This is a genomic window from Hymenobacter monticola (assembly GCF_022811645.1).
GTDB lineage: Bacteria > Bacteroidota > Bacteroidia > Cytophagales > Hymenobacteraceae > Hymenobacter > Hymenobacter monticola.
Genome location: NZ_CP094534.1, coordinates 2,306,617 through 2,330,872, shown reverse-complemented (window position 1 = coordinate 2,330,872; position 24,256 = coordinate 2,306,617). Strand labels below are relative to the sequence as shown.

24 protein-coding genes and 1 pseudogene are annotated in these 24,256 nt (G+C 60.2%); 20 read left to right on the top strand and 5 right to left on the bottom strand.

Annotation, left to right across the window (positions count from 1 at the left end; all coding sequences use genetic code 11):
* Positions 1-44: 44 nt before the first annotated feature.
* Complete coding sequence (locus tag MTP16_RS09730; RefSeq protein ID WP_243518967.1) at positions 45-3,632, bottom strand: T9SS-dependent choice-of-anchor J family protein; 3,588 nt, start codon at positions 3,630-3,632, stop codon at positions 45-47.
* A gap of 223 nt (positions 3,633-3,855) precedes the next feature.
* Here MTP16_RS09730 and MTP16_RS09725 point away from each other — a divergent pair, with 223 nt between their 5' ends.
* The 9 genes from MTP16_RS09725 (at position 3,856) to pruA (ending at position 10,521) form a co-directional block, all read left to right on the top strand.
* On the top strand, positions 3,856-4,653 hold the full coding sequence (locus MTP16_RS09725) for a DUF2520 domain-containing protein (protein ID WP_243518964.1): 798 nt from the start codon (positions 3,856-3,858) through the stop codon (positions 4,651-4,653).
* A 69-nt stretch (positions 4,654-4,722) separates the two neighbouring features.
* Complete coding sequence (locus tag MTP16_RS09720; RefSeq protein WP_243518962.1) at positions 4,723-5,058, top strand: 2Fe-2S iron-sulfur cluster-binding protein; 336 nt, start codon at positions 4,723-4,725, stop codon at positions 5,056-5,058.
* A 142-nt stretch (positions 5,059-5,200) separates the two neighbouring features.
* Complete coding sequence (gene iscX / locus MTP16_RS09715; protein WP_196288163.1) at positions 5,201-5,437, top strand: Fe-S cluster assembly protein IscX; 237 nt, start codon at positions 5,201-5,203, stop codon at positions 5,435-5,437.
* A 146-nt stretch (positions 5,438-5,583) separates the two neighbouring features.
* Positions 5,584-5,778, top strand: coding sequence for a cold-shock protein (locus MTP16_RS09710; RefSeq protein ID WP_243518952.1), 195 nt, complete (start codon positions 5,584-5,586; stop codon positions 5,776-5,778).
* A 139-nt stretch (positions 5,779-5,917) separates the two neighbouring features.
* Positions 5,918-6,850 carry a geranylgeranylglycerol-phosphate geranylgeranyltransferase gene (locus MTP16_RS09705; RefSeq protein ID WP_243518949.1) on the top strand — a complete coding sequence of 311 codons (933 nt, stop codon included), beginning with the start codon at positions 5,918-5,920 and terminating at the stop codon, positions 6,848-6,850.
* An 83-nt stretch (positions 6,851-6,933) separates the two neighbouring features.
* Positions 6,934-7,626: a YjjG family noncanonical pyrimidine nucleotidase gene (locus tag MTP16_RS09700; protein WP_243518946.1), complete on the top strand. Its 693-nt coding sequence runs from the start codon at positions 6,934-6,936 to the stop codon at positions 7,624-7,626.
* A gap of 97 nt (positions 7,627-7,723) precedes the next feature.
* A complete protein-coding gene (locus MTP16_RS09695) occupies positions 7,724-8,272 on the top strand; it encodes a nucleoside/nucleotide kinase family protein (RefSeq protein ID WP_243518944.1) in 549 nt (182 codons plus the stop codon).
* A 23-nt stretch (positions 8,273-8,295) separates the two neighbouring features.
* Positions 8,296-8,748 (top strand): DUF3592 domain-containing protein, encoded by a 453-nt coding sequence (locus MTP16_RS09690; RefSeq protein ID WP_243518941.1) that lies wholly within the window; start codon positions 8,296-8,298, stop codon positions 8,746-8,748.
* 108 nt (positions 8,749-8,856) lie between these two features.
* Positions 8,857-10,521 (top strand): L-glutamate gamma-semialdehyde dehydrogenase, encoded by a 1,665-nt coding sequence (pruA, locus tag MTP16_RS09685; RefSeq protein WP_243518938.1) that lies wholly within the window; start codon positions 8,857-8,859, stop codon positions 10,519-10,521.
* A gap of 61 nt (positions 10,522-10,582) precedes the next feature.
* On the opposite strand, the gene MTP16_RS09680 is transcribed toward pruA, so the two are convergent.
* A complete protein-coding gene (locus tag MTP16_RS09680) occupies positions 10,583-11,209 on the bottom strand; it encodes a Uma2 family endonuclease (RefSeq protein WP_243518935.1) in 627 nt (208 codons plus the stop codon).
* A 131-nt stretch (positions 11,210-11,340) separates the two neighbouring features.
* Between MTP16_RS09680 and MTP16_RS09675 the strand changes: the two are divergent.
* From MTP16_RS09675 to MTP16_RS09625, 11 genes and pseudogenes are all read left to right on the top strand, one after another.
* Positions 11,341-11,721, top strand: a pseudogene (locus MTP16_RS09675) (NADH-quinone oxidoreductase subunit A); the annotation flags it as partial.
* A gap of 182 nt (positions 11,722-11,903) precedes the next feature.
* Positions 11,904-12,461, top strand: a complete 558-nt coding sequence (locus MTP16_RS09670; RefSeq protein WP_243518932.1) for an NADH-quinone oxidoreductase subunit B — start codon at positions 11,904-11,906, stop codon at positions 12,459-12,461.
* Positions 12,462-12,553: 92 nt separating this feature from the next.
* Positions 12,554-13,114 (top strand): NADH-quinone oxidoreductase subunit C, encoded by a 561-nt coding sequence (locus tag MTP16_RS09665; RefSeq protein ID WP_243518929.1) that lies wholly within the window; start codon positions 12,554-12,556, stop codon positions 13,112-13,114.
* A 93-nt stretch (positions 13,115-13,207) separates the two neighbouring features.
* Positions 13,208-14,395, top strand: a complete 1,188-nt coding sequence (locus tag MTP16_RS09660; RefSeq protein WP_243520027.1) for an NADH-quinone oxidoreductase subunit D — start codon at positions 13,208-13,210, stop codon at positions 14,393-14,395.
* A gap of 21 nt (positions 14,396-14,416) precedes the next feature.
* On the top strand, positions 14,417-14,989 hold the full coding sequence (locus MTP16_RS09655; protein WP_243518914.1) for an NADH-quinone oxidoreductase subunit NuoE family protein: 573 nt from the start codon (positions 14,417-14,419) through the stop codon (positions 14,987-14,989).
* 30 nt (positions 14,990-15,019) lie between these two features.
* Complete coding sequence (gene nuoF, locus MTP16_RS09650) at positions 15,020-16,360, top strand: NADH-quinone oxidoreductase subunit NuoF (RefSeq protein ID WP_243518911.1); 1,341 nt, start codon at positions 15,020-15,022, stop codon at positions 16,358-16,360.
* 27 nt (positions 16,361-16,387) lie between these two features.
* Positions 16,388-17,404: a 2Fe-2S iron-sulfur cluster-binding protein gene (locus MTP16_RS09645; protein WP_243518907.1), complete on the top strand. Its 1,017-nt coding sequence runs from the start codon at positions 16,388-16,390 to the stop codon at positions 17,402-17,404.
* 121 nt (positions 17,405-17,525) lie between these two features.
* Positions 17,526-18,623: an NADH-quinone oxidoreductase subunit NuoH gene (nuoH, locus tag MTP16_RS09640; RefSeq protein WP_243518904.1), complete on the top strand. Its 1,098-nt coding sequence runs from the start codon at positions 17,526-17,528 to the stop codon at positions 18,621-18,623.
* A 5-nt stretch (positions 18,624-18,628) separates the two neighbouring features.
* Complete coding sequence (locus tag MTP16_RS09635) at positions 18,629-19,207, top strand: NuoI/complex I 23 kDa subunit family protein (protein WP_243518901.1); 579 nt, start codon at positions 18,629-18,631, stop codon at positions 19,205-19,207.
* 116 nt (positions 19,208-19,323) lie between these two features.
* Positions 19,324-19,833, top strand: coding sequence for an NADH-quinone oxidoreductase subunit J family protein (locus tag MTP16_RS09630; RefSeq protein WP_243518898.1), 510 nt, complete (start codon positions 19,324-19,326; stop codon positions 19,831-19,833).
* 115 nt (positions 19,834-19,948) lie between these two features.
* Positions 19,949-21,007 carry a phytanoyl-CoA dioxygenase family protein gene (locus MTP16_RS09625; RefSeq protein WP_243518895.1) on the top strand — a complete coding sequence of 353 codons (1,059 nt, stop codon included), beginning with the start codon at positions 19,949-19,951 and terminating at the stop codon, positions 21,005-21,007.
* A gap of 131 nt (positions 21,008-21,138) precedes the next feature.
* Here the strand turns inward: MTP16_RS09625 and MTP16_RS09620 are convergent, their stop codons facing one another.
* The 3 genes from MTP16_RS09620 to aspS form a co-directional block, all read right to left on the bottom strand.
* Positions 21,139-21,327, bottom strand: coding sequence for a hypothetical protein (locus MTP16_RS09620; protein WP_243518892.1), 189 nt, complete (start codon positions 21,325-21,327; stop codon positions 21,139-21,141).
* Between the two features lie 329 nt (positions 21,328-21,656).
* Positions 21,657-22,103, bottom strand: a complete 447-nt coding sequence (locus MTP16_RS09615) for a hypothetical protein (protein ID WP_243518888.1) — start codon at positions 22,101-22,103, stop codon at positions 21,657-21,659.
* A 10-nt stretch (positions 22,104-22,113) separates the two neighbouring features.
* Positions 22,114-23,877: an aspartate--tRNA ligase gene (aspS, locus tag MTP16_RS09610; protein ID WP_243518885.1), complete on the bottom strand. Its 1,764-nt coding sequence runs from the start codon at positions 23,875-23,877 to the stop codon at positions 22,114-22,116.
* Positions 23,878-24,256 lie beyond the last annotated feature (379 nt).

Below are 24,256 nucleotides of genomic sequence, written 5' to 3'. Positions count from 1 at the left end.
CCAAACGGGCGGCCCTTTTGCCTTAACAAGAAATCAGCCGCAGCTTACTTCACAATCGCAATCTGCTGCTGGGTGTACTCCTGGCCGTTGCGCACGGTGATGGAGTAGATGCCCGACTGCAGGCTCGACAGGTTCACGCTGTTCTGGAAGTTGTCCTTGGCCGTGCCCGTGTACACGCGCTGGCCCAGCATGTTGGTCACTTCCACCACCAGCGCCTGCTTGGCGTTGGCACCGTGGATTTCCAGGTTGAACACGCCCGTGTTCGACGGGTTCGGGAACACGCTCACGGCGCGCTTCAGCGCCTCCGAAGTAGCCAGCGGACCGGCCGAAATTGTGAGGTCGTCCACGGCCAGGAAGCCCGAGCTGGCAGCGCTGATGGCGTGGAAGCCGATGTAATACGTGCCGTTGGCAGGCGTGATGTCGGCTACTACCGGCGTGGTGGTGTTGTTGGCCGGACGGTACAGCGTGCTCGTGATGTTGGTGTTGGTGTAGATGGTGGTCGTCTGGCCAGCGGCGGTAGCTGCCGTGCCGTACTTCACTTCCAGGCCTTCGGGGTAGCCGGCGGCGGCGCGGAAGTAGAACTGCAAGCGGTAGCGCTGCGTGTTGTTCATGGTCAGGGCCGGGCTGAAGAACCAGTCGTTGGCACCCACCGTCACGTCGGCCGAGTTGTAGCTATACACCATGGCGTTCGGGCTCGAGCGCGAGATGTTGCCCGTGGCGAGGCTGGCATCCACGGTACCCGTGGCGCGCCAGGTGAAGCCGTCGTTGTTGCTGTCCAGCACGGTGATGCCGCAAGGCAGCGTTTGGCCAGCCGTAATCACGTCGAAGTTCTGGGCGTAGGGGTAAGTGCTGATAACCGGCGGCGTGCAGGCCGTGATGACGCGCACCGGGCCGGCGTAAGCGCTCTGGTCGGTGGCGCTGCAAATCGTGCGGATGTAGAACTCGTAGGTCGTGCCGCCCGTCAGGCCGCTCAGCGTGTAGGTGGTGCCGGTGAAGGTGGGCGAGGTGGTGCTGTTGGCACCGCCCGGGGTGAAGCCTTGCGGGCCGTACACAATCTGGTAGCCGGTGGCGCCAGCGGCGGCCGTGAAGCTGAACGAAGCCGTGGTGGGCGTCGAGCCCGTCGAAACGAAGGCCGTGGGCACCGGGCAGGTAGCGGGAGCAGCCGTTTCAGCCTCCAGCATGAAGCGAACGTTCAGCGTCGCTACATCAACAGGAGCCGCCGGCGTGGTGATGTTAGCCGAGTAGAACATACCCGTGCGGGCCGGCACTTCCGACTGGTAAGCCATGGGGTACACAATGTCGGTGGAAGCACCCGCGGGTACCACAATGGCCATCCCCACGAGGAAATCGCCGGCGGGCACGCTGCCCGACAGGTTGAAGGTGTGCAATTGGCCCAGGTCGGCAGTCGTGATGGCGTAGTCGGCCGAGCGCGCGATAACCGCGCCGGTGGTCGGGTTCAGCACCACGCCGTACACGTTCGTGTTGCGGGTCACCAGATTCGGGTCGTTGTAGATGAAAGCACGCACGGCCGTCACGTCGCGCGGGGTATTCACCGTGTACTTCACGCAATAAGCGCGCGTAGTGGCGGCGGCACCCGGCGTAACACCGTAAGCACTAACCGGGGGCACCCCAGCCACAATGTGCGAGAAGCGCGTGGCGCTGGTGGCCATGGCCTGGGTCACCGTGTTATTGCCGGCCACGTCGTCGTTGGGCAAGGTCACAGTCACCGTGTTGGCGCCCACGTTGGTCAGGCTGATGTTGCTGAAGGTCACGACGCTGGTAGCGCCCACGGCCAGCGACGTCAGGGTCTGCGTCTGGGTGAAAGTGTTGGCGCCGCTGATGGTCAGCGTCACCGTCACCGGGGCCGAAACGGCAACAATACCGGCGTTGCGCACCACGGCGCGCAGGGTGAACGGGTTGCCCGCAGGCACGGCGATAGAGCCGTAGCCCTGAATCTCGTTCACAGCCAGGTCGTTGTTGGCCGGAGCTGCCGTGATGGCACCGAAGGGAAACTTGAAGCCGGTTTGGGTAGCAGCCGTCAGGGCAGCCGTGGGAGGCGCAACTGCTACTACGTCGCCAATGTAATAAGTATTGGGGCGGTTAGGGTCTTCGGCTTGCACGCCAAAGGGATAGAACGGCAGCGTACCGGTGGAAGCCGCCTGGCCCATGCCGATGAGCACGTCGCCGGCCGGCACCGTGGCCGGCGCGGCGAAAGTGAACGTGTGGAAGACGTTGAAGTCAGCCGCCGTGATGGTATAGTCAGCCGAACGGGCCAGCACGGCACCGGTCGTGGCGTTAATCACCACGCCGTACACGCGCTCACCCACCGAGGTTTTGGCCGTGGCCTGGTTGCCCACATCGGTCAGCAGGGCCGTTACGGCCGTGATGCTGCGCGGGGTGTTCAGGGTCATCTTGGTGGCGTAGTAGCCATCCTCGCCGGCCTGGAAACCGCTGTTGGCAGCCAAGGCGTTCGGGGTAGCGGCCGAGAACGTAGTCGCGCTGGTTTCCATCGTCTGCGACAACGTGTTGTTGGTGTTGTTGCCGTCGCTGGGCACCGAGATGGTTACCGTGTTCTGGCCGGCGTTGGCCAGCGTGATGCCTGAGAACGTGGCCACACCCGAACCATTGAGGGCGATGGTGGCGATGTTTTGCGTAGCAGTGTAGGTATTGGCGCCGCTGATGGTCAGTGTCACGGCGGTGGCCGTGGTCAGGGCGGTAGTACCGGCGTTGCGCACCACGGCGCGCAGCGTAACGGGGTTGTTGGCGGGCACAATCACCGAAGCGTAGCCCTGAATGGCCGACACTGCGGCGTCGTTGGCCACCGGGATGCTGAAGCGGTAAGTACGGCCCGGGTCGGGCAGTTGCGTCACGCGCACGTTATGGCCGTTGGCGGTATAGGCGCCAGCGGCAAATACAGTGCCCGACCACGGCGTGGTCGAAGCCTTCGTACCCAGAATGGAAGCCGCGGTAGTAGAGCCCTTGATGCCCACCAAGCAGAACTTGGCGACGTCGGCGCTGGTGGCACCGGGCGTGGCCGTGCCGTACACGAACTCGATTTGGTTCGAGCTTTCGTAAAGCTTGGCCTGGAAGGAGAAGTTGGCGTACTGGGTGCCAATGGCGCCGCGGGCCTTGTCCGACACGTTTTTCCACTGAATGGTGCACACCTGGTTGGGCGAAGTGCCCGTAGTGGTCACGCGGTACTCAGTACTGCCGGCCGAGCCGGGGCCGAGGTCCTGGTTGAAAGGCAGAATCAGGTTGGTGTCGGGCCCGTCGATGGGTCCGTTGATGATGCTCTGGCCGCCGTCGGTGTACTGCGCACCGGTGGGAGCCGTGCCACCCAGCTTGATGAAGCCGTTGGTGTTGAGCACGAAGTTGGTGAACGTCGTGCCGTTGAACACGAAGTTGAAGCCAATGGGCGTAGCGGCCGAGTTGGCGTCGTCGTTGTTGGCCGTGCTGATGGCCGTGCCGGAGGTGCCCAGGTCGGTGTAGGTGCCGGCCGTGTTGGTGACGTTAGCGGCAGCGTAACCCAGCTGCGCATGCGCCGAGCCAACGGCCCCGGTTGCCAGCAAGGCAGCCAAAGCCCAGTGCCGCAGGCGCGAGGTTGGCCCCGTGCGGTCGTATTGGTGGTTCATAGAAAAAGGGGTAAAATGGGTGAATACAAAAAGGAAAAAGGGAAAGAAAAGGGGAAATACGCAACTTCAGCATGAAGCCCGGGTGGGCCGGGACCGTCCACAGTAGTTTTGAGGGTACAAGTTGCTAAACTTTTACCATACATGCCGCGGGTTAAGACTTTTTTAATGGCTTACCCCCGCCTTACTACTTTCTTTTTCAGCACATCAAGCACCTGATTTTCGATTGGAAACATCCGCATCTGTTCCTGTTCTGCGCATCGGCATCTTCGGTGCCGGACGGGTGGCCCGCCACCTGGCCCCGGCGCTGGTAGCCGCCGGCCATCAGGTCGTTTTTGTCTGGAACCGCCGCCTGGCGCCCGCCCAGGCGCTGGCGGCCCCGCTGCCCGGGACGCTGGTGCTGCCCGCCCTCACTCCTCCCCTGCCGCCGGCCGATGTGTACCTGCTGGCCGTGCCCGACGCCGCCGTGGCACCCCTGCTGGCCGCCGCCGCCTGGCCCGCGGGCGCGCTGGTGGTGCATTTGGCTGGGGCACTGCCGCTATCGGTTTTTGAGGCGCAGCCGGCCGTGCGGGGCGGGGTGCTGTATCCGCTGCAAACCTTCAGCCCCGGCCGGGACATCGACTGGCCCACCGTGCCGCTGTGCGTGGAAGCCGGTGACGCAGCTTCGGAAGCCACCTTGCTGCAACTGGCCCACAGCCTCAGCCGGCACGTGCGCCGGCTCGACTCGGCCCAGCGGCTGAAGCTGCACGTAGCGGCGGTGTTTGCCAACAATTTCACCAACCACCTGTTGGGCATTGCCGATGCTCTGCTGGCCGAAGCCGCCTTGCCGCCGGAATTGCTGGCCCCGCTGGTGCGCGAAACCGTGGACAAAGCCCTCGCCCACCCGCCCTTCACGGTGCAAACCGGGCCGGCCGTGCGGCGCGACGCACCCACGCTGGCCGCCCACACGGCGGCGCTGGCGGCGCACCCGGCCTGGCAGACGCTCTACGCGCAGCTCACGGCCAGCATTCAGGCGCAGCTTTGATGCCGGGGCCGGGCGGAGTACCTTTGCGGCTGCAAACGCCGTGTTTTTTCGACTTATAAGTTTCCTGTTTTGTCTGTTCCTGCCACCACCATCACCTTCCAGTTCAGCGACGGCCAGCCGGCCCAAACCCACGTGGCGGCCGCCGGCGAATCGGTGCTCGACGTGGCCCTCAACAACGGCATTCAGCTGCAGCACAACTGCGGCGGCGTGTGCGGCTGCAGCACCTGCCACATCTACGTGAATACCGGCGGCGACGACCTGCCCGAGATTTCGGACAAGGAAGAAGACTTCATCGACCGCGCCGAAAACCCGCGCATCAACTCCCGCCTGGCCTGCCAGTGCGTGGTAGACAAGGACATGCAGCTGGTCGTCACCATCCCGCCCCAACACTTTTTGGGACACTAATTCTGGAAGTGTTGAATGTTGAGTTTTGAGGGTTCAATGGCTTGCTCTCGTCACTTTGACTACGAAGCAACTCGTCGAGTTCAATAGCTGCTCACTCATCTTATCATTCAACATTCAACCCTCAAAACTCAACCCTTCTGAAATGAACCACTTTGAGCCGCCCATGCACTGGGCCGACCACGAGGACATTGCCATGGCGCTCTACGAGAAGTTCGGCGACGACTTCACCGAGGCCAAAATCTACCGCATCCGCTTCACCGACCTGATTGACTGGGTGCTGAGCCTCGACAATTTTGAGGGCACCCGCGAGCAGGCCAACGAAGGCCACCTGGAGCAAATCCAGGCCAAGTGGGTGTACGAATGGCGCGATAACCAATAGCCCACGGCCCCGCCTGGGGCCCGGTGCCAACCCCGGGCCGCTTTCCCGCGTAAGTTGCCCTGAACGGGGTGTGCCACCCCATTCCAGGCCTTGCCGTCGCCTTTACCCGGCAGTTGTTTCACCTTTCCATTTTTAGTTGTTTTTGCATGAAAACCGGCACCATCAAATTTTTTAACGAGGCCAAAGGGTACGGCTTCGTCACCGACGACGAAACCAAACAGGACTTCTTCGTTCACGTAACCGGCCTCAACGGCCTCACGGTGCAGCAAAACGACCGGGTGGAATTCGAAACACAGGAAGGCCGCAAGGGCATCAACGCCGTGAACGTGCGCAAAATCTGAGCTACCTCGCCTAAACCCCAGCGGCATCTGCCGCCCAGAAAGCTTCTCCCGTCTCGGAGAAGCTTTTTTGTTGCCCGGCGCGGCCGCCGTGGCGCGGGGCCGTTGGTTTCTCCGACCTTTGCACCACGCCGCCCCACCCATGAACTCGCCCTCACCCAAGCCGCCGTCTGCCGCTGCCCCGCCCGCGCCAGAGCGGCTGCGCACGGCCCTGCCCACGCTGGTGCGCTGGCCCAACCTGCTCATTATGCTGCTGTGCATGGTGCTGGTGCGGGCGGGCTTGCTGCTGCCCGGGGCGCCGCTGCGCGCGTCGTTGCTGGATGCGCGCTTCGGAGCGCTGGTGCTGTCGGCCCTGCTGGTGGCCGCGGCCGGCTACATCATCAACGATTACTACGACGTCAAAATAGACGCCATCAACCGGCCCGACCGGCTGGTGGTGGGCCGCGTGGTGAACCGCCGCAAGGCCATGCTGGCCCACATGCTGCTCAGCGGCACCGGGGTGCTGCTGGCTGGCTGGCTGCACCCGGTGCTGGGCCTCGTCACGCTGGGCACGGCGCTGCTGCTGTGGGGCTACTCGGCGCGGTTCAAGCGGGTGGCGCTGGTGGGCAACGCCAGCATTGCCACGCTCACGGCGGCGCTGGTGCTGCTGCCGGAACTGCAGTGGCAGCTGGCGCACCACGAAACCCACAGCGTGGTGTGGCCCTACGCGCTGGCTGCTTTCCTGCTCACCATGGTGCGCGAGATTGTGAAAGACATCGAAGACATGCGCGGCGACGCCCAGCACGGCTGCCGCACGCTGCCGCTCGTTTGGGGCGTGGCCCGCACCAAATGGGTGACGGGCTTCTTCTTGGCCTGCCTGGCCCTGCTCACGCTGGGCGCCACGGCGCGCTTGTTTAGCAGCGGGCACTGGCCGCTGGGCACCTGGCTGGCGCTGCTGGTGTTGCTGCCCCTGGCCCAGCTGGCGCGCCTCCTGCTGCGGGCCGACCGGCGGCGGCATTTTCATACGCTCAGCACGCTGTGCAAGGGCATTATGCTGGCGGGCGTGCTCAGCATGGCGCTGGCGGGTTCGGTGTAATTTTAGTCGCTGGTTGTCGGTTGTCAGCACCAATGGCCTTTCGTACCTGCCTAACAGCTGACGCCCAACAACCCATATCCAGAATGAAATACCGCCACCTCTTCTTCGACCTCGACCACACGCTGTGGGATTTTGAGAAAAATGCCCACGACACGCTGCACACGCTGTATATGCAGCACGATTTTGCGCGTTTCGGGACGTTTTCGGCGGCGCAGTTCATTCAGGTGTACAGTGACGTCAACCACGCGCTGTGGCGCATGTACCAGGCCGGCAAAATTTCGCAGACGCAGCTGCGCGAGGTGCGGTTTGCGCGCACCTTTGACAAGCTGGGTGTGCCCGAAGACCAGGTGCCCGCCAGCATCTCAACCGAATTCACCGACTTGCTGCCGCTGAAATCGGCCGTGTTTCCCTATACCCACGAGGTGCTCGACTACCTGAAACCCAAGTACCGGCTGCACCTCATCACCAATGGCTTCAACGATATTCAAGCCATCAAGCTGGCCTCATCAAACCTGACGCAGTACTTCGAGTCGCTCATCACCTCCGAGCACAGCGGCCACCTCAAGCCCGACCCGCGCATGTTTCAGCACGCGCTGGCCCACACCGGCGCCGCGGCCGCTGAAAGCCTCATGATTGGCGACAACCTCGAATGCGACGTATTGGGCGCCTACAACGCTGGTATCGACCAAGTGTATTTCAACCCCGAGAAGCGCCGCCACTTTGCCCAAACCACGCACGAAATCAGCTGCCTGAGCGAGTTGAAGGCGTTTTTGTGATTGGTGCTTGGTTGTTGGTGCCTGGCGCTTGGTTTGTAGCTGAGTAGCCCAGGCCCTTCAATGACCAAGCACCGGGCACCAACAACCAAGCACCAACATGATTCACTTAATTGGCCTCTCTGGCCGCCGCGGCAGCGGCAAAGACACCGTAGCCCGCATCCTGCAACAGCTGCAGCCCGAGCGCCAGTGGCAAATTCGCTCTTTTGGCGACTCGATTAAATCGGTGTGCGCCGCCCTCACCGGCGAGGACGTGGCGCCCTACTACACCCAGCGCGGCAAGGCCGAGTTGGTGCCCACCTTCCGCCGCACGCGGGGCGAGATGCTGCAGCAGGTGGGCAGCGCCCTGCGCGCCTGGGAACCGCTGGTGTGGGTTGATGCCTTTTTTGCCGGCCTGCCGGGCGATGCCTTCGTGCTGGTGCCCGATGTGCGCTTCGCCAACGAGGCCGACCCCATCCGGGCCCGCGGCGGCCTGATGCTGCGCGTGGAAGGCGACCCGCTGCACCAGCGCGGCGACGGCACCCGCGACGACAACCACCCTAGCGAAACCGCTATGGACGACTACCCACATTTCGATGGTGTGCTGCACAACACCGGCTCGCGCGAGGACCTGACGCGGCAGGTGCGGGCGCTGCTGGAGCGGCTGTGATACTCTGACTTTTTGATGAACACATGCTTCAATTAAAAAGCATAGGACTTTGGCTTCGGGCTTGGCTATTGCTGCCGGTTTCGGTTCTCTTGATGCTTGGACTGCTTGAAGTTGTCGTGCAGAATTGGCAAATGCTTCATGGCGCCGCTGCGCAAGCATACATTCATCAAAAACTATACAATGGGAAAGCTAATAGGAGCGGCATTAGCTATATGATTGTCAAGTACCAACACGCACAGGGTCAAACACTTTACGCAAGAGTTCAGACGGATTCAAGCATCGAAAACTTTGCTGTAGGCCAACAAACGAAAGTGTACTACGTCGACGACCCGAAACGCGCTATTTTATCTACTGAATCAATCTACAACGGTAAGTTACTCGCAGTGACTTTAGTTACCCTCATGCTTATGTATGACGGAATAACCTCGAATCGAGCTTGGCGTAATCGGCGGCGCGACGGGTATCTCCCAAACTAATTGACGCCTGTAGACATCAATTCTTATACAGAAAGTGCAGTCTCTCCTGACTGCTACCTTTGCCCTCTCCCACCCCAACCCTTCCCCCAAAACCTAACCCGAAACCCTATGGCCACCGGCTTTTTCAACGTCCCCGTTCCCATCAACGAACCCGTCAAAGGCTACGCGCCCGGCTCCAAAGAGCGGTTGGAGCTGCAGCAGCAGCTCAAAAGCCTGCGCGGGCTGGAGCTCGATATTCCCATGTACATCGGCGGCCAGAAGGTGCGCACCGGCAAGATGGAGCGCATCAGCCCTCCCCACGACCACCAGCGCACCATCGGCCACTTCCACATGGGCGACGCCAGCCACGTAACGCTGGCCATTGAGGCTGCTTTGGCCGCCCGCACCGCCTGGGCCGAGCTGCCTTGGGAGCACCGCGCCGCCGTGTTTCTCAAAGCCGCCGACCTGCTGGCCGGCCCCTACCGCGCCCGCATCAACGCGGCCACCATGCTGGGCCAGAGCAAAAATGCCTTCCAGGCCGAAATCGACGCCGCCTGCGAGCTGATTGATTTCTTCCGCTTCAACGTGTACTTCATGCAGGAAATCTTCAAGCAGCAGCCCGAGAGCCTGCCCGGCATGTGGAACCGCTTGGAGCAGCGCCCGCTGGAAGGCTTCGTGTTTGCCCTCACGCCGTTCAACTTCACATCTATCGCCGGCAACCTGCCCTCCTCGGCGGCCATGATGGGCAACGTGGTGGTGTGGAAACCCGCCAACACCCAGATTTACTCGGCCCAGGTGCTGATGGAGCTGTTCAAGGAAGCCGGCGTGCCCGATGGCGTCATCAACCTGGTGTACGTGGACGGCCCCACGGCCGGCGACGTCATTTTCTCGCACCGCGACTTTGCCGGCATTCACTTCACCGGCTCCACGGGCGTGTTCAACGGCATCTGGAAAACCATCGGCCAGAACATTTCCAACTACAAGTCCTACCCGCGCATTGTGGGCGAAACCGGCGGCAAAGACTTCATCCTCGCCCACCGCTCGGCCCACGCCAAAGCCGTAGCCGTGGGCATCACCCGCGGCGCCTTCGAGTACCAAGGCCAGAAATGCTCGGCCGCCTCGCGCGTGTACCTGCCTTCCAACCTGGCCGATGAAATCCTGGGCTACGTAAAGGAAGACCTAGCCTCCTTCAAAATGGGTGACGTGGAAGACTTCGGCAACTTCATCAACGCCGTCATCAGCGAAGTTTCCTTCGACAAGCTGGCCAAGTACATCGACGGCGCCAAAGCCGACCCCAACGCCGAAATCATTGCCGGCGGCGGTTACGACAAGTCGAAAGGCTATTTCATCGAACCCACCGTCATTCTGGCCAAAGACCCGAAGTACGTGACGATGTGCGAGGAGCTATTCGGCCCCGTGGTGACGGTGTTCGTGTACGATGCCGACCAATTTGAGGAAACCCTGGACCTGGTGAACACCACTTCGCCTTACGCTCTCACGGGTGCCGTATTCGCGCAAGACCGATATGCCATCGACCTGGCCTCGAAGAAGCTGGTGCACGCCGCCGGCAACTTCTACATCAACGACAAGCCCACCGGCGCCGTGGTGGGCCAGCAGCCCTTCGGCGGTGCCCGCGCCTCCGGCACCAACGACAAGGCCGGCTCCATGCTGAACCTGCTGCGCTGGGTGTCGCCCCGCGCCATCAAGGAAACCTTCGTGCCCGTCACCGACTACCGCTACCCCTTCCTCGGCTCCGAGCCCGCCGAGGACCTGAACCGCGACAAAGGCTTGTAAGCAAAAAGGCCCGCATCACTCGATGCGGGCCTTTTTCATTTATTCGGTTTGCTCAGGCGCTTTATTGTGGCCGCTGCCCGGCGTAAGCAGCAATGGGCTCCTCGGCCACCCGCAGCGGCGCCACATCCGTGCCCTCGTAAATCTCGGCCACGGTCAGGTTGATGTTTAGGTCGGGAATAAAGAGCGCATCTTCGGCTTCCACCAGCGGCGTGAAGCTCCAGATGTTGCCCGGCTCGCGGCGGTACCACTCCACCAGCCACGACGTTTGCGATACCAGCAGGTAATGTTGCAGAGAGGGCAGCTGCTTGTATTGATTGAACTTCCGGCCACGGTCGTACTCTGAAGTCGATGGCGACAGAATTTCAATCAGCAGCACCGGCGCCTTCACGATGCGCTTGGCCTGTTGGTCGGCCGCGTCGCAGGTTATCATCACGTCGGGGTACGTGTAGTGCCGGCCCTCCTGCACGGCTAGCTGCACGCCTTCCATCAAAGCCCGGCAGGATTTCCCCCGCAAGCTTTGCTTAAAAGCACTGACCAGATTGACTCCAATTAGATTGTGCGATATATCGGCGCCGGCCATGGCGAAGATTTCGCCTTCGAAAAACTCATGGCGCACCTCGCTCTTTTCTTCCATAGCGAGGTATTCTTCCACTGTGTAGCGGCGCGGCTGCGGTTCGGCTTGTCCCATATCTTGTTGCTAACCCTTCAAATATACGTCTGAATGGCGTGGTAGCTCCGCCAACATTGCGCCCCAACCCCGTGGGCGCTACCTTTGCCCTTCAGCGCCCGTGAGGCCTGAATGCTATATAATTGACCACTATGTACCTAGCCCTGCCGGCTGCCAATTATCAGCCCTCCGACTATCTTCCCATTGTCATTCAATTCGGTCTGGCCCTGGCTTTTGTGGCCTTCGCCATGGTCGTTTCGCACCTAGTGGGCCCCAAGCGCACCAGCCAGGTGAAGAACGAAGCCTTCGAGTGCGGCATCGAATCCGTCGGCAATGCCCGCACCCCGATTTCGGTGAAATACTTTCTCACGGCTATCGTGTTCGTGCTCTTCGACGTCGAGGTTATCTTCATGTACCCCTGGGCCGTGAACTTCCGCGCCTTGGGCCGCGCCGGCTTCATCGAAATGATTGTGTTCATGACGCTGCTGCTGGCCGGCTTCTTCTACATCATCAAAAAAGGCATCTTGCGCTGGAATGAAGAGCCTTCACGGCAAACTTTCCCCGCCGCGCCGGTGTTGGAAAATCGACCCGCTCAGATAGCGAAAGCCGCTTAACCTTTGGTTTTTGGCAGATTGATTTTGGTTTCCAGCTGCCCCACTGTGCGGCACGAAAGCCAAGCGTAACCGCCACAACCCAACAACGAAAAAAAGAACTGATGACTGATAATCGAGTTCCTGAAATAAAGACCGTTGAGGCTCCCGAAGGCATTGAGGGTGCTGGCTTCTTCGCCACTTCGCTGGAGAAGGTGGTGGGCATCGCCCGCGCCAACTCGCTCTGGCCCCTGCCCTTCGCCACGTCCTGCTGCGGCATCGAGTTCATGGCCACCATGGGCTCGCACTACGACATTTCCCGCTTCGGCTCGGAGCGCCCCAGCTTCTCGCCCCGCCAGGCCGACTTGCTCATGGTGATGGGCACCATTGCTAAGAAAATGGCGCCCATCGTGAAGCAGGTGTACGAGCAGATGGCCGAGCCCCGCTGGGTGCTGGCCATGGGCGCCTGCGCCTGCTCGGGCGGCATCTTCGATTCCTACTCCGTGCTGCAAGGCATCGACCGCATTATCCCGGTTGATGTGTACGTGCCCGGCTGCCCGCCCCGCCCCGAGCAGGTGCTCGACGGCCTGATGCGCGTGCAGGACCTGGCCAAAAATGAATCCTTCCGCCGCCGCAACGCGCCCGAGTACCAGGCCCTGCTGGCGTCTTACAACATCAAGTAATTGACTGGTTTACGGTTGGTTGTTTTGGGTTTTAGACGCTTGCGCCATACATAGCCTGAGAACAACTAACCCAAAGCCAAAAACAAGAATACATGTCTCCTCTAGATGCTGCCGCCGCGCCCGAAGCGCCCGTTGCCGAAGACCCGATAAAGGCCCAGAACGCGCAGGTTATGGCGTTGCTTACCCGCCTGTTTGGCGAGGGCACCTTTACCGACGTGCACGAGCCCTACGGCCTGCTCACGGCGACCACCACGCGCGAACGCATCCACGACATCATTGCCGGCCTGCAGCAGGACCAGGAACTGAAATTTCACTTCCTGACCACGATGTGCGGCATCAACTACCCCGAGAACGTGGGGAAAGAACTGGGCATGATTTACCACCTGCACAGCATGACGAAGAACATCCGGCTCCGCCTGAAAATCTTCTTCCCGATTGCCGACCCGGTGGTGCCCACCCTCACCGACCTCTACAACACGGCCAACTGGATGGAGCGCGAAGCCTACGACTTTTTCGGCATCATCTTCACCGGCCACCCCAATCTCATTCGCATCCTCAACGTGGAAGACATGGACTACCACCCCATGCGCCGCGAATACCCGGTGGAAGACGGCACCCGCGAAGACAAAACCGACCTGTTTTTCGGCCGCTAGGCCCCTGATTATCACATCATGGCAGTAAACGACACGCTGGAAGGCACCCACAAGATTCACGAAGAGGCCGCCGCTCAGAGCCCCGGCCAGCTGATGCCCATTCTCAACGACTTCAGCCAGGAGCTGACGACGCTGAACCTGGGCCCGACGCACCCCGCCACCCACGGCATTTTCCAGAACATCCTGCAAATGGATGGCGAGCGCATCGTGTCCGGGGTGCCCACCATCGGCTACATCCACCGCGCCTTCGAGAAGCTGGCCGAACGCAAGCCGTTCTACCAGATTACCACCCTCACCGACCGGATGAACTACTGTTCGTCGCCCATCAACAACCTGGGCTGGCACATGACGGTGGAAAAGCTGCTCGGCGTGACCGTGCCGAAACGTGCGCAGTATATCCGGGTGATTATGATGGAGTTGGCGCGCATTGCCGACCACCTCATCTGCAACTCGATTCTGGGCGTGGACACCGGTGCCTTTACCGGCTTCCTGTATGTGTTCCAAGAGCGCGAGAAGATTTACGAAATCTACGAGGAGGTGTGCGGCGCCCGCCTCACCACCAACATGGGCCGCGTGGGCGGCATGGAGCGCGACCTCTCGCCCGTGGCGCTGCAAAAGCTGCGCGACTGGCTTAAAAGCTTCCCGGCGGTGATGAAGGAGTTTGAAGCCATGTTCAACCGCAACCGCATTTTCATGGACCGCGTGGTGAACGTGGGCCCAATTTCGGCGGAAAAAGCGTTGAGCTACGGCTTCACCGGCCCCAACTTGCGGGCCGCCGGTGTGGACTACGACGTGCGCGCCATGAACCCGTATTCGAGCTACGAGGACTTCGAGTTTGACATTCCGGTGGGCACCAACGGCGATACCTACGACCGGTTCATCGTGCGCAACGAGGAAATCTGGCAGAGCCTGCGCATCATCAACCAGGCCCTCGACAAGCTGCCCGACGGCCCCTACCACGCCGACGCTCCGCACTACTACCTGCCCACCAAGCCGGAAGTGTACAAGAATATGGAGGCGCTGATTTACCACTTCAAAATCGTGATGGGCGAGATTGACGCGCCCGTTGGTGAAGTGTATCACTCGGTGGAAGGCGGCAACGGCGAACTGGGTTTCTACCTGATTTCGGACGGGGGCCGCACGCCCTATCGCCTGCACTTCCGTCGACCCTGCTTCATCTATTACCAGGCTTACCCCGAGATGGCCGTGGGCACGACGCTGTCGGACGCCATTGTCATTCTCTCGTCCATGAACGTCATCGCCGGCGAGCTGGACGCTTAGTTTTTGTTGAAATTGACTGCTATGGAGCCGACCACCGCGCCCACCAAACCGCAATTCTCCCCTGCCGCTCAGGCGGAAATCAAGCGCCTGCTCACGCACTATCCAGAAGACCGGAGCAAGTCGGCCCTACTGCCGATTTTGCACATCGCGCAAGCCGAGTTCGGCGGCTGGGTGAGCCCCGAAGTTCAGAACCTGGTAGCCGAAACATTGAATATCAAGCCGATTGAGGTGTACGAGGTTTCGTCCTTTTACACCCAATACAACCTGAAGCCGGTGGGCAAGCACGTGCTAGAAATCTGCCGCACGGGCCCCTGCATGCTGCGCGGCTCTGATGAGCTGACCGAACACCTGGAGCGCATCACCGGCGCCAAAGTGGGCGGCACCTCGCCCGACGGCACCTTCACGCTGAAGGAAGTGGAGTGCTTGGCTGCCTGCGGTTTTGCCCCTATAGTGCAGGTGCGCGAGAAATACTACGAGCAGCTCGACACGCCCGAAGCAGTGGATGCCATGCTCAATGAGTTGAAGAGTCTGGTGCACCGCCCCATCCTCCCTTGGGAGGAAACGGGCCTGCCGAACTCGCTGAAAAATTACTAAAGGCTGGCCATCAGCACAACGCTTACCACTATGGGCCGCAAGCTATTAACTGAACATATCAACGTCGAGGGCATCAATACCTTCGAGGTGTACCGCAAGCACGGCGGCTACCGCTCCGTGGAAAAGGCGCTCAAAACCATGACGCCCGACGAAGTGGTGGAAGAAGTGAAGAAGTCGGGCCTGCGCGGCCGCGGCGGCGCGGGTTTCCCCACGGGCATGAAATGGAGCTTCCTGGCCAAGCCCGAGGGCGTGCCGCGCTACCTCGTTTGCAACGCCGACGAATCGGAGCCGGGCACCTTCAAGGACCGTCAGCTGATGTCGAAACTGCCCCACCTGCTCATCGAGGGCATGATTACGGGCAGCTATGCCTTGGGCGCACGCACCAGCTACATCTATATCCGCGGCGAGTTGTTGTACGTGCTGCGCATTCTGGAAAAAGCCATTGCCGAAGCTTACGCGGCCGGTTTCCTGGGCGAGAACATTCTCGGCTCGGGCTACTCCCTTGATTTGCACGTGCACCCCGGCGCCGGCGCCTACATCTGTGGCGAAGAAACCGCGCTGCTGGAATCCTTGGAAGGCAAACGCGGCAACCCGCGCAACAAGCCGCCATTCCCGGCTGTGCAGGGCCTCTACGCCCGCCCCACGGTGGTAAACAACGTGGAAACCATCGCCGCAGTGGTGCCCATCATCAACGAGGGTGGCGACGAATATGCTAAACTCGGCGTGGGCAAAAGCACGGGCACCAAGCTGATTTCGGCCTGCGGCCACCTGAACAAACCCGGCATCTACGAAATTGAGTTGGGCGTGCCCGTCGAGGAGTTTATCTATTCTGATGAGTACTGCGGCGGCATCTGGAAAGGGCGCGACCTCAAGGCTGTAGTGGCCGGTGGTTCGTCCGTGCCAATTCTGCCCAAAGAACTGATTCTGAAAACTGCAGCGGGTGAAAACCGCCTGATGACGTATGAGTCGTTGAGCGACGGCGGGTTTGTGACGGGCACCATGCTGGGCTCCGGTGGTTTCATTGCGATGGACGAAACCACGTGCATCGTAAAAAACACTTGGAACTTCTCGCGTTTCTATCACCACGAAAGCTGCGGACAGTGTTCGCCCTGCCGCGAGGGCACGGGCTGGCTCGAAAAAGTGCTGCACCGCTTGGAGCACGGCCATGGCTCGATGCACGACATCGACCTGCTGGTGAGCGTGGCCAAGCAGATTGAGGGCAACACTATCTGCCCGCTGGGCGAAGCGGCTGCTTGGCCCGTAGCCGCTGCCGTGCGCCACTTCCGCCACGAGTTTGAGTGGCATGTGACCAACCCCAAAGAAGCGACGGCTCCCGGCGCGGCCTACCGCGGCGCAGCCGTACTGGCTTAATATTCTTGACGATTATCCTCCCATACAATGGCTAAAATAACATTCGACGGCATTGAGGTAGAGGTTCCGGACGGCACCACTATCCTGAACGCGGCCCGCCAGATTGGCGGGGGCGTCGTGCCGCCCGCCATGTGCTACTATACCCCGCTGAAGGGCTCGGGCGGCAAGTGCCGCGCCTGCTTGGTGAAGGTGTCGGCCGGCTCGGCCAAGGACCCGCGGCCCATGCCCAAGCTGGTGGCCTCGTGCATCACCACGGTGCAGGATGGCATGGTGGTGGAAAACACCATCAATCAGCAGGTGCTCGACGTGCGCAAAGGCATCGTGGAGATGCTGCTCATCAACCACCCGCTCGACTGCCCGGTGTGCGACCAAGCCGGCGAGTGCGACCTGCAGGACTTTGCCTTTGAGCACGGCGTAGGCACTACCCGCTATGAAGAAGAGCGCCGCACTTTCGAGAAAATCGACATCGGCCCGCTCATTCAGTTGCACATGACGCGCTGCATCCTGTGCTACCGCTGCGTGTACACGGCCAACCAGATTACCGACAACCGCGTGCACGGCGTACTGGGCCGCGGCGATGCCTCGGAAATCGGCACCTACATCGAGAACATCATCGACAACGACTTCTCGGGTAACGTGATTGACGTGTGCCCGGTGGGCGCCCTCACCGATAAGACCTTCCGCTTCAAGCAGCGCGTGTGGTTCACTAAGCCGGTGAACGCGCACCGCGACTGCACGCACGAGAAGTGCGGCGGCCGCGTAACGCTGTGGTACAAAGGCAAAGACGTGCTGCGCGTGACGGCCCGCAAGGACGAGTACGGCGAGGTGAAGGAGTGGATTTGCAACGAGTGCCGCTTCGACAAAAAGGAAACTGCTGACTGGGTGCTTGAAGGTCCGGCGCACATCAACCGCGCTTCGGTTATCGCCCAAAACCACTACGAATTGCCGGTGGTGAACCCGCAGGTGATTCAGGATTTGCCCGAAAGCACTACCCGCGAACTGGAGCGCAACCCACCGCTGCGGCTGGGTGGCTTGAATAACTAAAAACGTCTGTCATGCTGACGAAGGAAGCATCTTATCACTGCTGCTTTCGTCAGAAACACTAACCCAATAGCTGCACGAACGTGATAAGATGCTTCACTCCGTTCAGCATGACATATAGAATATGACTCTTCCCGCTCTGGGCTGGCAAGGCCTCGTCGTTCTGGCAACCTTCGGCATTTCGCTGCTGATTGCCACCTACTGCACCTACGCCGAGCGCGTAATTGCCGCATTCCTGCAGGACCGGGTGGGCCCGGACCGCGCCGGCCCCTTCGGCCTGCTGCAGCCGCTGGCTGATGCCGTGAAGCTCTTCACCAAAGAAGAATTCTTCCCGGCTGGTGCCAACCGGGCGCTGTTCGTGTTTGGGCCCTGCCTGGCCATGATTACAGCGCTGATGTCGTCGGCGGTAATTCCGTTCGGCAACTTCCTAAAGTTTGGTGATACGGAAATTCACCTGCAGGGCATCGAAATCAACGTGGGGATGCTGTATGTGTTCGGCATTGTCTCGCTGGGCGTGTACGGCATCATGATTGGCGGCTGGGCATCGAACAACAAGTTTTCACTGCTGGGCGCCATCCGCGCCGCCTCGCAGAACATTAGCTACGAACTAGCCATGGGCCTGGCCCTGATTGCCGTGTTGATGATGTCGGGCACGCTGTCGTTGCGCGAAATCACCTTGCAGCAGACGCACGTGGGCGGCGGCTGGCACTTGAGTGACATCTTCACCTGGAACGTGTTCAAGCAGCCGCTGGGCTTTATCATCTTCATTGTCTGCGCATTTGCCGAAACCAACCGCACGCCGTTTGACTTGCCCGAGTGCGAAACCGAGTTAATTGGCGGCTACCACACAGAGTATAGCTCGATGAAAATGGGCCTGTACCTGTTTGCTGAGTACGTGAACGTATTCGTGGCCACGGCCGTGATGTCGGTGCTGTACTTCGGCGGCTTCAACTACCCGTTCCAGTATGAGTTCCTGGATTTCCTGACCAACAAAACCAGCCTCTCGGCTGATTGGGCTCACAACATCTTCGTGCTGATGGGCGTGGTGGCCATGTTCGCCAAGATTTTCACCGGCATTTTCTTCTTCATGTGGGTGCGCTGGACGCTCCCCCGCTTCCGCTACGACCAGCTGATGCGCTTGGGCTGGACCATTCTTATCCCCTTGGCCATCTTCAACATCTTGCTGACGGGCGGCCTGATTACGTTCGGCGTAATTCAATAACCAATATGGAATCCTTAAGCAAACGCGCCAAAGTCCTGACCAAAAAGCCAATGACGCTGGCTGAGCGGGCTTACCTGCCGGCCATCTTCCAGGGCTTGTCGATTACGATGCAGCACTTTTTCCGGGCTGCCACCAAGAAGCAGGTAACCATTCGCTACCCCGAAGAAACCCGCCCCTTTTCCCCCGTATTCCGCGGCCTGCACGTGCTAAAGCGCGATGAGAAAGGCCGGGAGCGCTGCACGGCCTGCGGCCTGTGCGCCGTGGCCTGCCCCGCCGAAGCCATTACGATGGTGGCCGGCGAGCGCAAGAAAGGCGAGGAAAACCTTTACCGCGAGGAGAAGTACGCGGTGAGCTACGAAATCAACATGCTGCGCTGCATTTTCTGCGGCCTGTGTGAGGAAGCTTGCCCGAAGGCCGCTGTGTACCTGCAAGCCGACAAAATGGCCCCGCCGCGCTTCGAGCGCGACGAGTTCATCTACGGCAAAGACCGGCTGGTGGAGCCCGTGGCGCCGGACCTGCGCTCCAAGCGTGGCATTCAGCTCACGCCCGAGCAGGCCGACACGCTGCGGACGCAAACGGCGTAGTTTGTCTGTCATGCTGACGAAGGAAGCATCTTATCACCGCTGCTTTCGTCAGAATATGTTAATCCTCGCGGCGCAAGCGTGATAAGATGCTTCGCTCCGCTCAGCATGACACCTCAATGTCCCCTCTCTTTCTTTTTCTCTCGTTCGTGGCCCTGCTGAGTGCATTGGGCGTGGTGCTGGCCAAAAACCCGGTGCACAGCGTCCTGTTCCTCATCCTCACGTTCTTCACGCTCTCGGGCCACTACCTGCTGCTGAACGCACAGTTTCTTGCGGCGGTGAACATCATTGTGTACGCCGGCGCCATCATGGTGCTGTTCCTGTTCGTGATTATGTTCCTGAACCTGAACGAGGAAACGGAGCCGCACAAGCCGGCACTGGCCAAGTTTGCCGCCGCCATTGCCGGTGGCTCGCTGCTGCTGATTCTGGTAGCGGCGCTGCGCAACGTGCACCCCGCGGGCTACGACCCGGCCAGCTTCGACTCGCAGATTGGCATGGTGGACCGGCTGGGCATGGTGCTGTTTCGCGACTACGCGCTGCCGTTTGAGCTGGCCTCCATCCTGCTGCTGGCCGCCATGGTGGGCTCGGTGATGCTGGGCAAGCGCGAGACGGGCGAGCGGAATTTCTAAGCGCGGGCAACGGCTTGAATCAGAAGCGGCAACTGAGGTTTCAGTTGCCGCTTTTTTTTATGCACTGCTGTTAACTTGCTGGCGGCAATCGAGTGTCTACCTAATAATCCGCTTTATGTTTCTGCAGAATATTTTCAAGCCGAGAGCAAAAGAAAGTGCACCCAGTACCGAGGAAGTCGGGAGCTTGGGCGTGAAATACCTGAAGCGTTTTTGGTCGACGGTGCTGGCCAAGCGCAACGGGGTTTTCGTGGAGCAAACGGAGCAGAACTGGCGACTAGACAATTTGCTTTTGAATGGCTTGGGCCTGCCACTCGAAGAAACCATGCAGTACCTGATGAACGCGGCCCCGGGTTTTGCAGAGTTTGAAAGCTGGATTCTGAGCAAGCACCAGGGCCGGCTCGACCCGCTGGATGTGGCGCGGCTCAACAGTGTATTTTCCGGCCAGCCCTACCCGGAAGGATTGCGGCAAAACCTGCGCGAGATAGAGGAAATGGAAGACGTGCTGAGCGCGGAGGATTTGGCTTTCTGGGAGGAGCACGGCTACGTCATCCTGCGCGCGGCGGTGTCGAAAGAACAGGCCCGGGCTACAGAGAATGCTGTTTGGGAAAAGCTGGGGATGGACCCGCACGAGCCCGCCACGTGGTATGAGAAAGCCATTGGCAAAGGAATGATGATGGATTTTTACCATCACCCCACCTTGCGGGCCAACCGGCAGTCGAAGCGGATTCACAAAGCTTTCGCTCAACTCTGGCAAACCGCCGACCTGTGGAAAACCACCGACCGCACCAGCTTCAACCCGCCCGAAACGGCCACCTACCAGCACCAGGGCACGGCCCTGCACTGGGACATGAGCCTGGAACCACCGCTCCGTTTCGGCACCCAGGGCCTGCTCTACCTCTGCGACACGCCGGCCCACCAGGGCGCTTTTAGCTGCGTGCCGGGCTTCCACCGCCGGCTGGAAAGCTGGCTGGCCGGCCTGCCCGCCAGCACCGACCCGCGCCGCGTGAACCTGCAGGCGCAGGTGGTACCCATCGCCGCCGAGGCCGGCGACTTCGTTATCTGGCACCACGCGTTGCCGCACGGCAGCAGCCCCAACCGCGGCAGCTACCCGCGCATCGTGCAATACCTGAACATGTACCCAGTCGATTTCAAGGAAAACACGGCCTGGCGGTAGCTGACTGGCCACCGTCCGCCCTTTGAGCCCTAAAGCAGCAATGCCGAACCTGACAGGTTCGGCATTGCTGCTTTAACATAGCATCGTTTATAGCAACTCGCTTTATAATATAGAATAGCTGATAGAGTTGTTTAGTTATAGGCAATAGTAGTAGCAGGGGTATTGGTCTGCGCTACCACAGTGGCGCGCATAGACATGGACCGATAAGTGGGCACCCGCATCTTGTGCATCGATGAGGCAACCAGCTGCACTTGCATGAGGGAGGCCGCAAGGGCGCTCCAGAACAGGAAAACGGCGGCGAAGATGTACAGCTTAGTCATATATGCGGGGCTTGAAGTGCTTAACTGATACAAACCTACTAAGTCGGTGCACGGCCGGATTTTGAGCTTCGTCTAACTAGGTCTGCCGTTCGTTCAAAGCTGCTGATTACCCGTTGAACGGTTCGTAAGGCAACGGCGAATTTTGCTCTTACAGAAGAGCTTACGCATTGTTGTAAATAGGCATAAACTTGAAAAGCCTGGCTGCATTGTTAAACGAAAAGCGGCGACTGAAGAATCAGTCGCCGCTTTTCGTTTGTCAATTTTCTACTCTTTATCAAAATGGGCGCAGATGCAAAGTGGGCATGTCGGGGCGAAAGGGGACAGTTCTGCTAAGTGATTATATCAGCCTTTTTGTAGCTTCTCAAAGCTTCTTCAATATGGCTCGAGGAATGGTCAAGACCGCCAATTACTATCCCTTCGATATGTCGACGGGTCTGACGTTCGAGAATGTATATGGTAGCCATGCTTCCTGTTTTGCCCGTGTGCACACTTCCTATTCGTAGCGTGATTTGGTGCCACGGCAGATGCCCTAGCTTCGGCGTCCAGAATCCAGCAGGGCCAAATTGCAAATGAGGTGTTTTACTCGTCATCTGCCGCCAACCAATTATGAAAAAGAAGGCCGCAATAGCAAGCATAAATAAAGTAGCTCCTTCATTTACACGGCCTTTTGCTGCACCAGATACTATCACGCCAAAAAATCCGGCACCCATTAATACACTTAAGAAAGCGTACAACCGGGAGCCGAAAAACTTATGCGGATAATCTTGCAGAGCCATCCCCGTTCCCCTACTTCACCACCACATCGGTCTTAATGCTCAGTTCCTTCAACTGCGCGTCGGCGATGGGCGAGGGCGAGTCTATCATCACGTCGCGGCCGGAGTTGTTTTTGGGGAAGGCGATGAAGTCGCGGATGCTGTCGGAGCCGCCGAAGAGGCTGCAGAGGCGGTCGAAGCCGAAGGCCAGGCCGCCGTGGGGCGGGGCACCGTACTCGAAGGCGTCGAGCAGGAAGCCGAACTGGGCCTGGGCTTCTTCGGGGGTGAAGCCGAGCAGCGAGAACATGCGGGCCTGCACGGCGCGGTCGTGGATGCGGATGGAGCCGCCGCCGATTTCCACGCCGTTTATCACGAGGTCGTAGGCGTTGGCGCGGGTCTGGCCGATGGTGGCGGGGTTGTCGAGCAGGGCCAGGTCCTCGGGTTTGGGCGAGGTGAAGGGGTGGTGCATGGCGAAGTGGCGGTTTTCCTCTTCGCTGAATTCGAGCAGCGGGAAGTCAATCACCCACAGCGGCGAGAACGAGTTGGGGTCGCGCAGGCCGAGGCGGCGGCCCATTTCGAGGCGCAGCTCGCTGGCGGCTTTGCGGGTTTTGGCTTCGGCACCGGCCAGCAGGAGCAGCAGGTCGCCGGGGTTGGCCTGCAGAGCGGCCTTCCACTTCTGCAATTCCTCCTGCGAATAGAACTTATCAACCGAGGATTTCACCGAGCCGTCGGCTTCCACGCGGGCGTACACGAGGCCGGTGGCGCCGATTTGCGGGCGCTTCACCCACTCGGTCAGCTCGTCGATTTGCTTGCGGGTGTAGGCGGCGCAGGTGGCGGCGTTGATGCCCAGCACCAGCTCGGCGTTGTCGAAGATGGGGAAACCCTGGCCCTGCGCCGTGGCGGTGAGGTCGGTGAGCTTCATGGCGAAGCGGGTGTCGGGCTTGTCGTTGCCGTAGTCGCGCATGGCGTCGGCGTAGGTCATGCGGGGCACGGTGGGGAAATCGAGGTTCTTGATTTCCTTGAACAGGTAGCGCACCAAGCCCTCGAACATATCCAGAATATCTTCCTGCTCCACGAAGGCCATTTCGCAGTCAATCTGTGTGAATTCGGGCTGGCGGTCGGCGCGCAGGTCTTCGTCGCGGAAGCACTTCACGATTTGGAAGTAGCGGTCGAAGCCCGACACCATGAGCAGCTGCTTGAACGTCTGGGGGCTTTGCGGCAGGGCGTAGAACTCGCCGGGGTTCATGCGCGAGGGCACCACGAAGTCGCGGGCGCCTTCGGGCGTGCTCTTGATGAGCACCGGGGTTTCCACTTCGATGAAGTTTTGGCCATCGAGGTAGCGGCGCACGGCCTGGGCCATTTTGTGACGCAGCACCAAGTTGTTGCGCACGGGGGTGCGGCGCAGGTCGAGGTAGCGGTACTTCATCCGCAGGTCGTCGCCGCCGTCGGTGTCGTCTTCGATGAGGAAGGGCGGCAGCTTGGCGGGGTTGAGCACCTCCACTTTCTCAGGGCGCACTTCGATGGCGCCGGTGGGTATTTTATCGTTTTTAGAGTAGCGCTCGGCTACTTTGCCGGTTACCTGCAGCACAAACTCGCGGCCGAGGTCGCGGGCGGTTTCGAGCAGGGCCGTTGCTTCCACCCCTTCTTCGATGGCGACTTGCGTGAGGCCATACCGGTCGCGCAGGTCAATCCAGAGGATGGAGCCTTTATCACGGGTGCGCTGCATCCAGCCGCACAGCGTAACGGTTTGACCAATGTGTTCTTCGCGGAGTTCGCCGCAGGTGTGGGTACGTAGCATGGACCGCAGATTTTAACGGATTTGACGGATAAGAACGGATTCGAAGAGCTTTGTTCTTGCTCCGCTTTTTTGTGCGAAGGTAGCCACCGCAGCGGCGGGGCGGAAATCAAAGCCCATGCAAGCCCTCCGGACGTCCGACGAACCACTACAGAAAAATGTGATGCCTCGTAGGACAGCCTACGGACCGCCCAAAAAAAGCCAGTGCCCCGTAGCATGCCCGACGGACCACTACAGAAAAGTGTGGATGCTCGTTGGACGTTCTACGGACCATCACAGGAAAATGCGACGGCCCGTTGGAAATCCAGCCGGGCAGCGCACGGCGGCCTGGGCAACCCGCTTCGGCCGTTTTTGGTACGGGATATGCAAAGGGCCGCGGTAG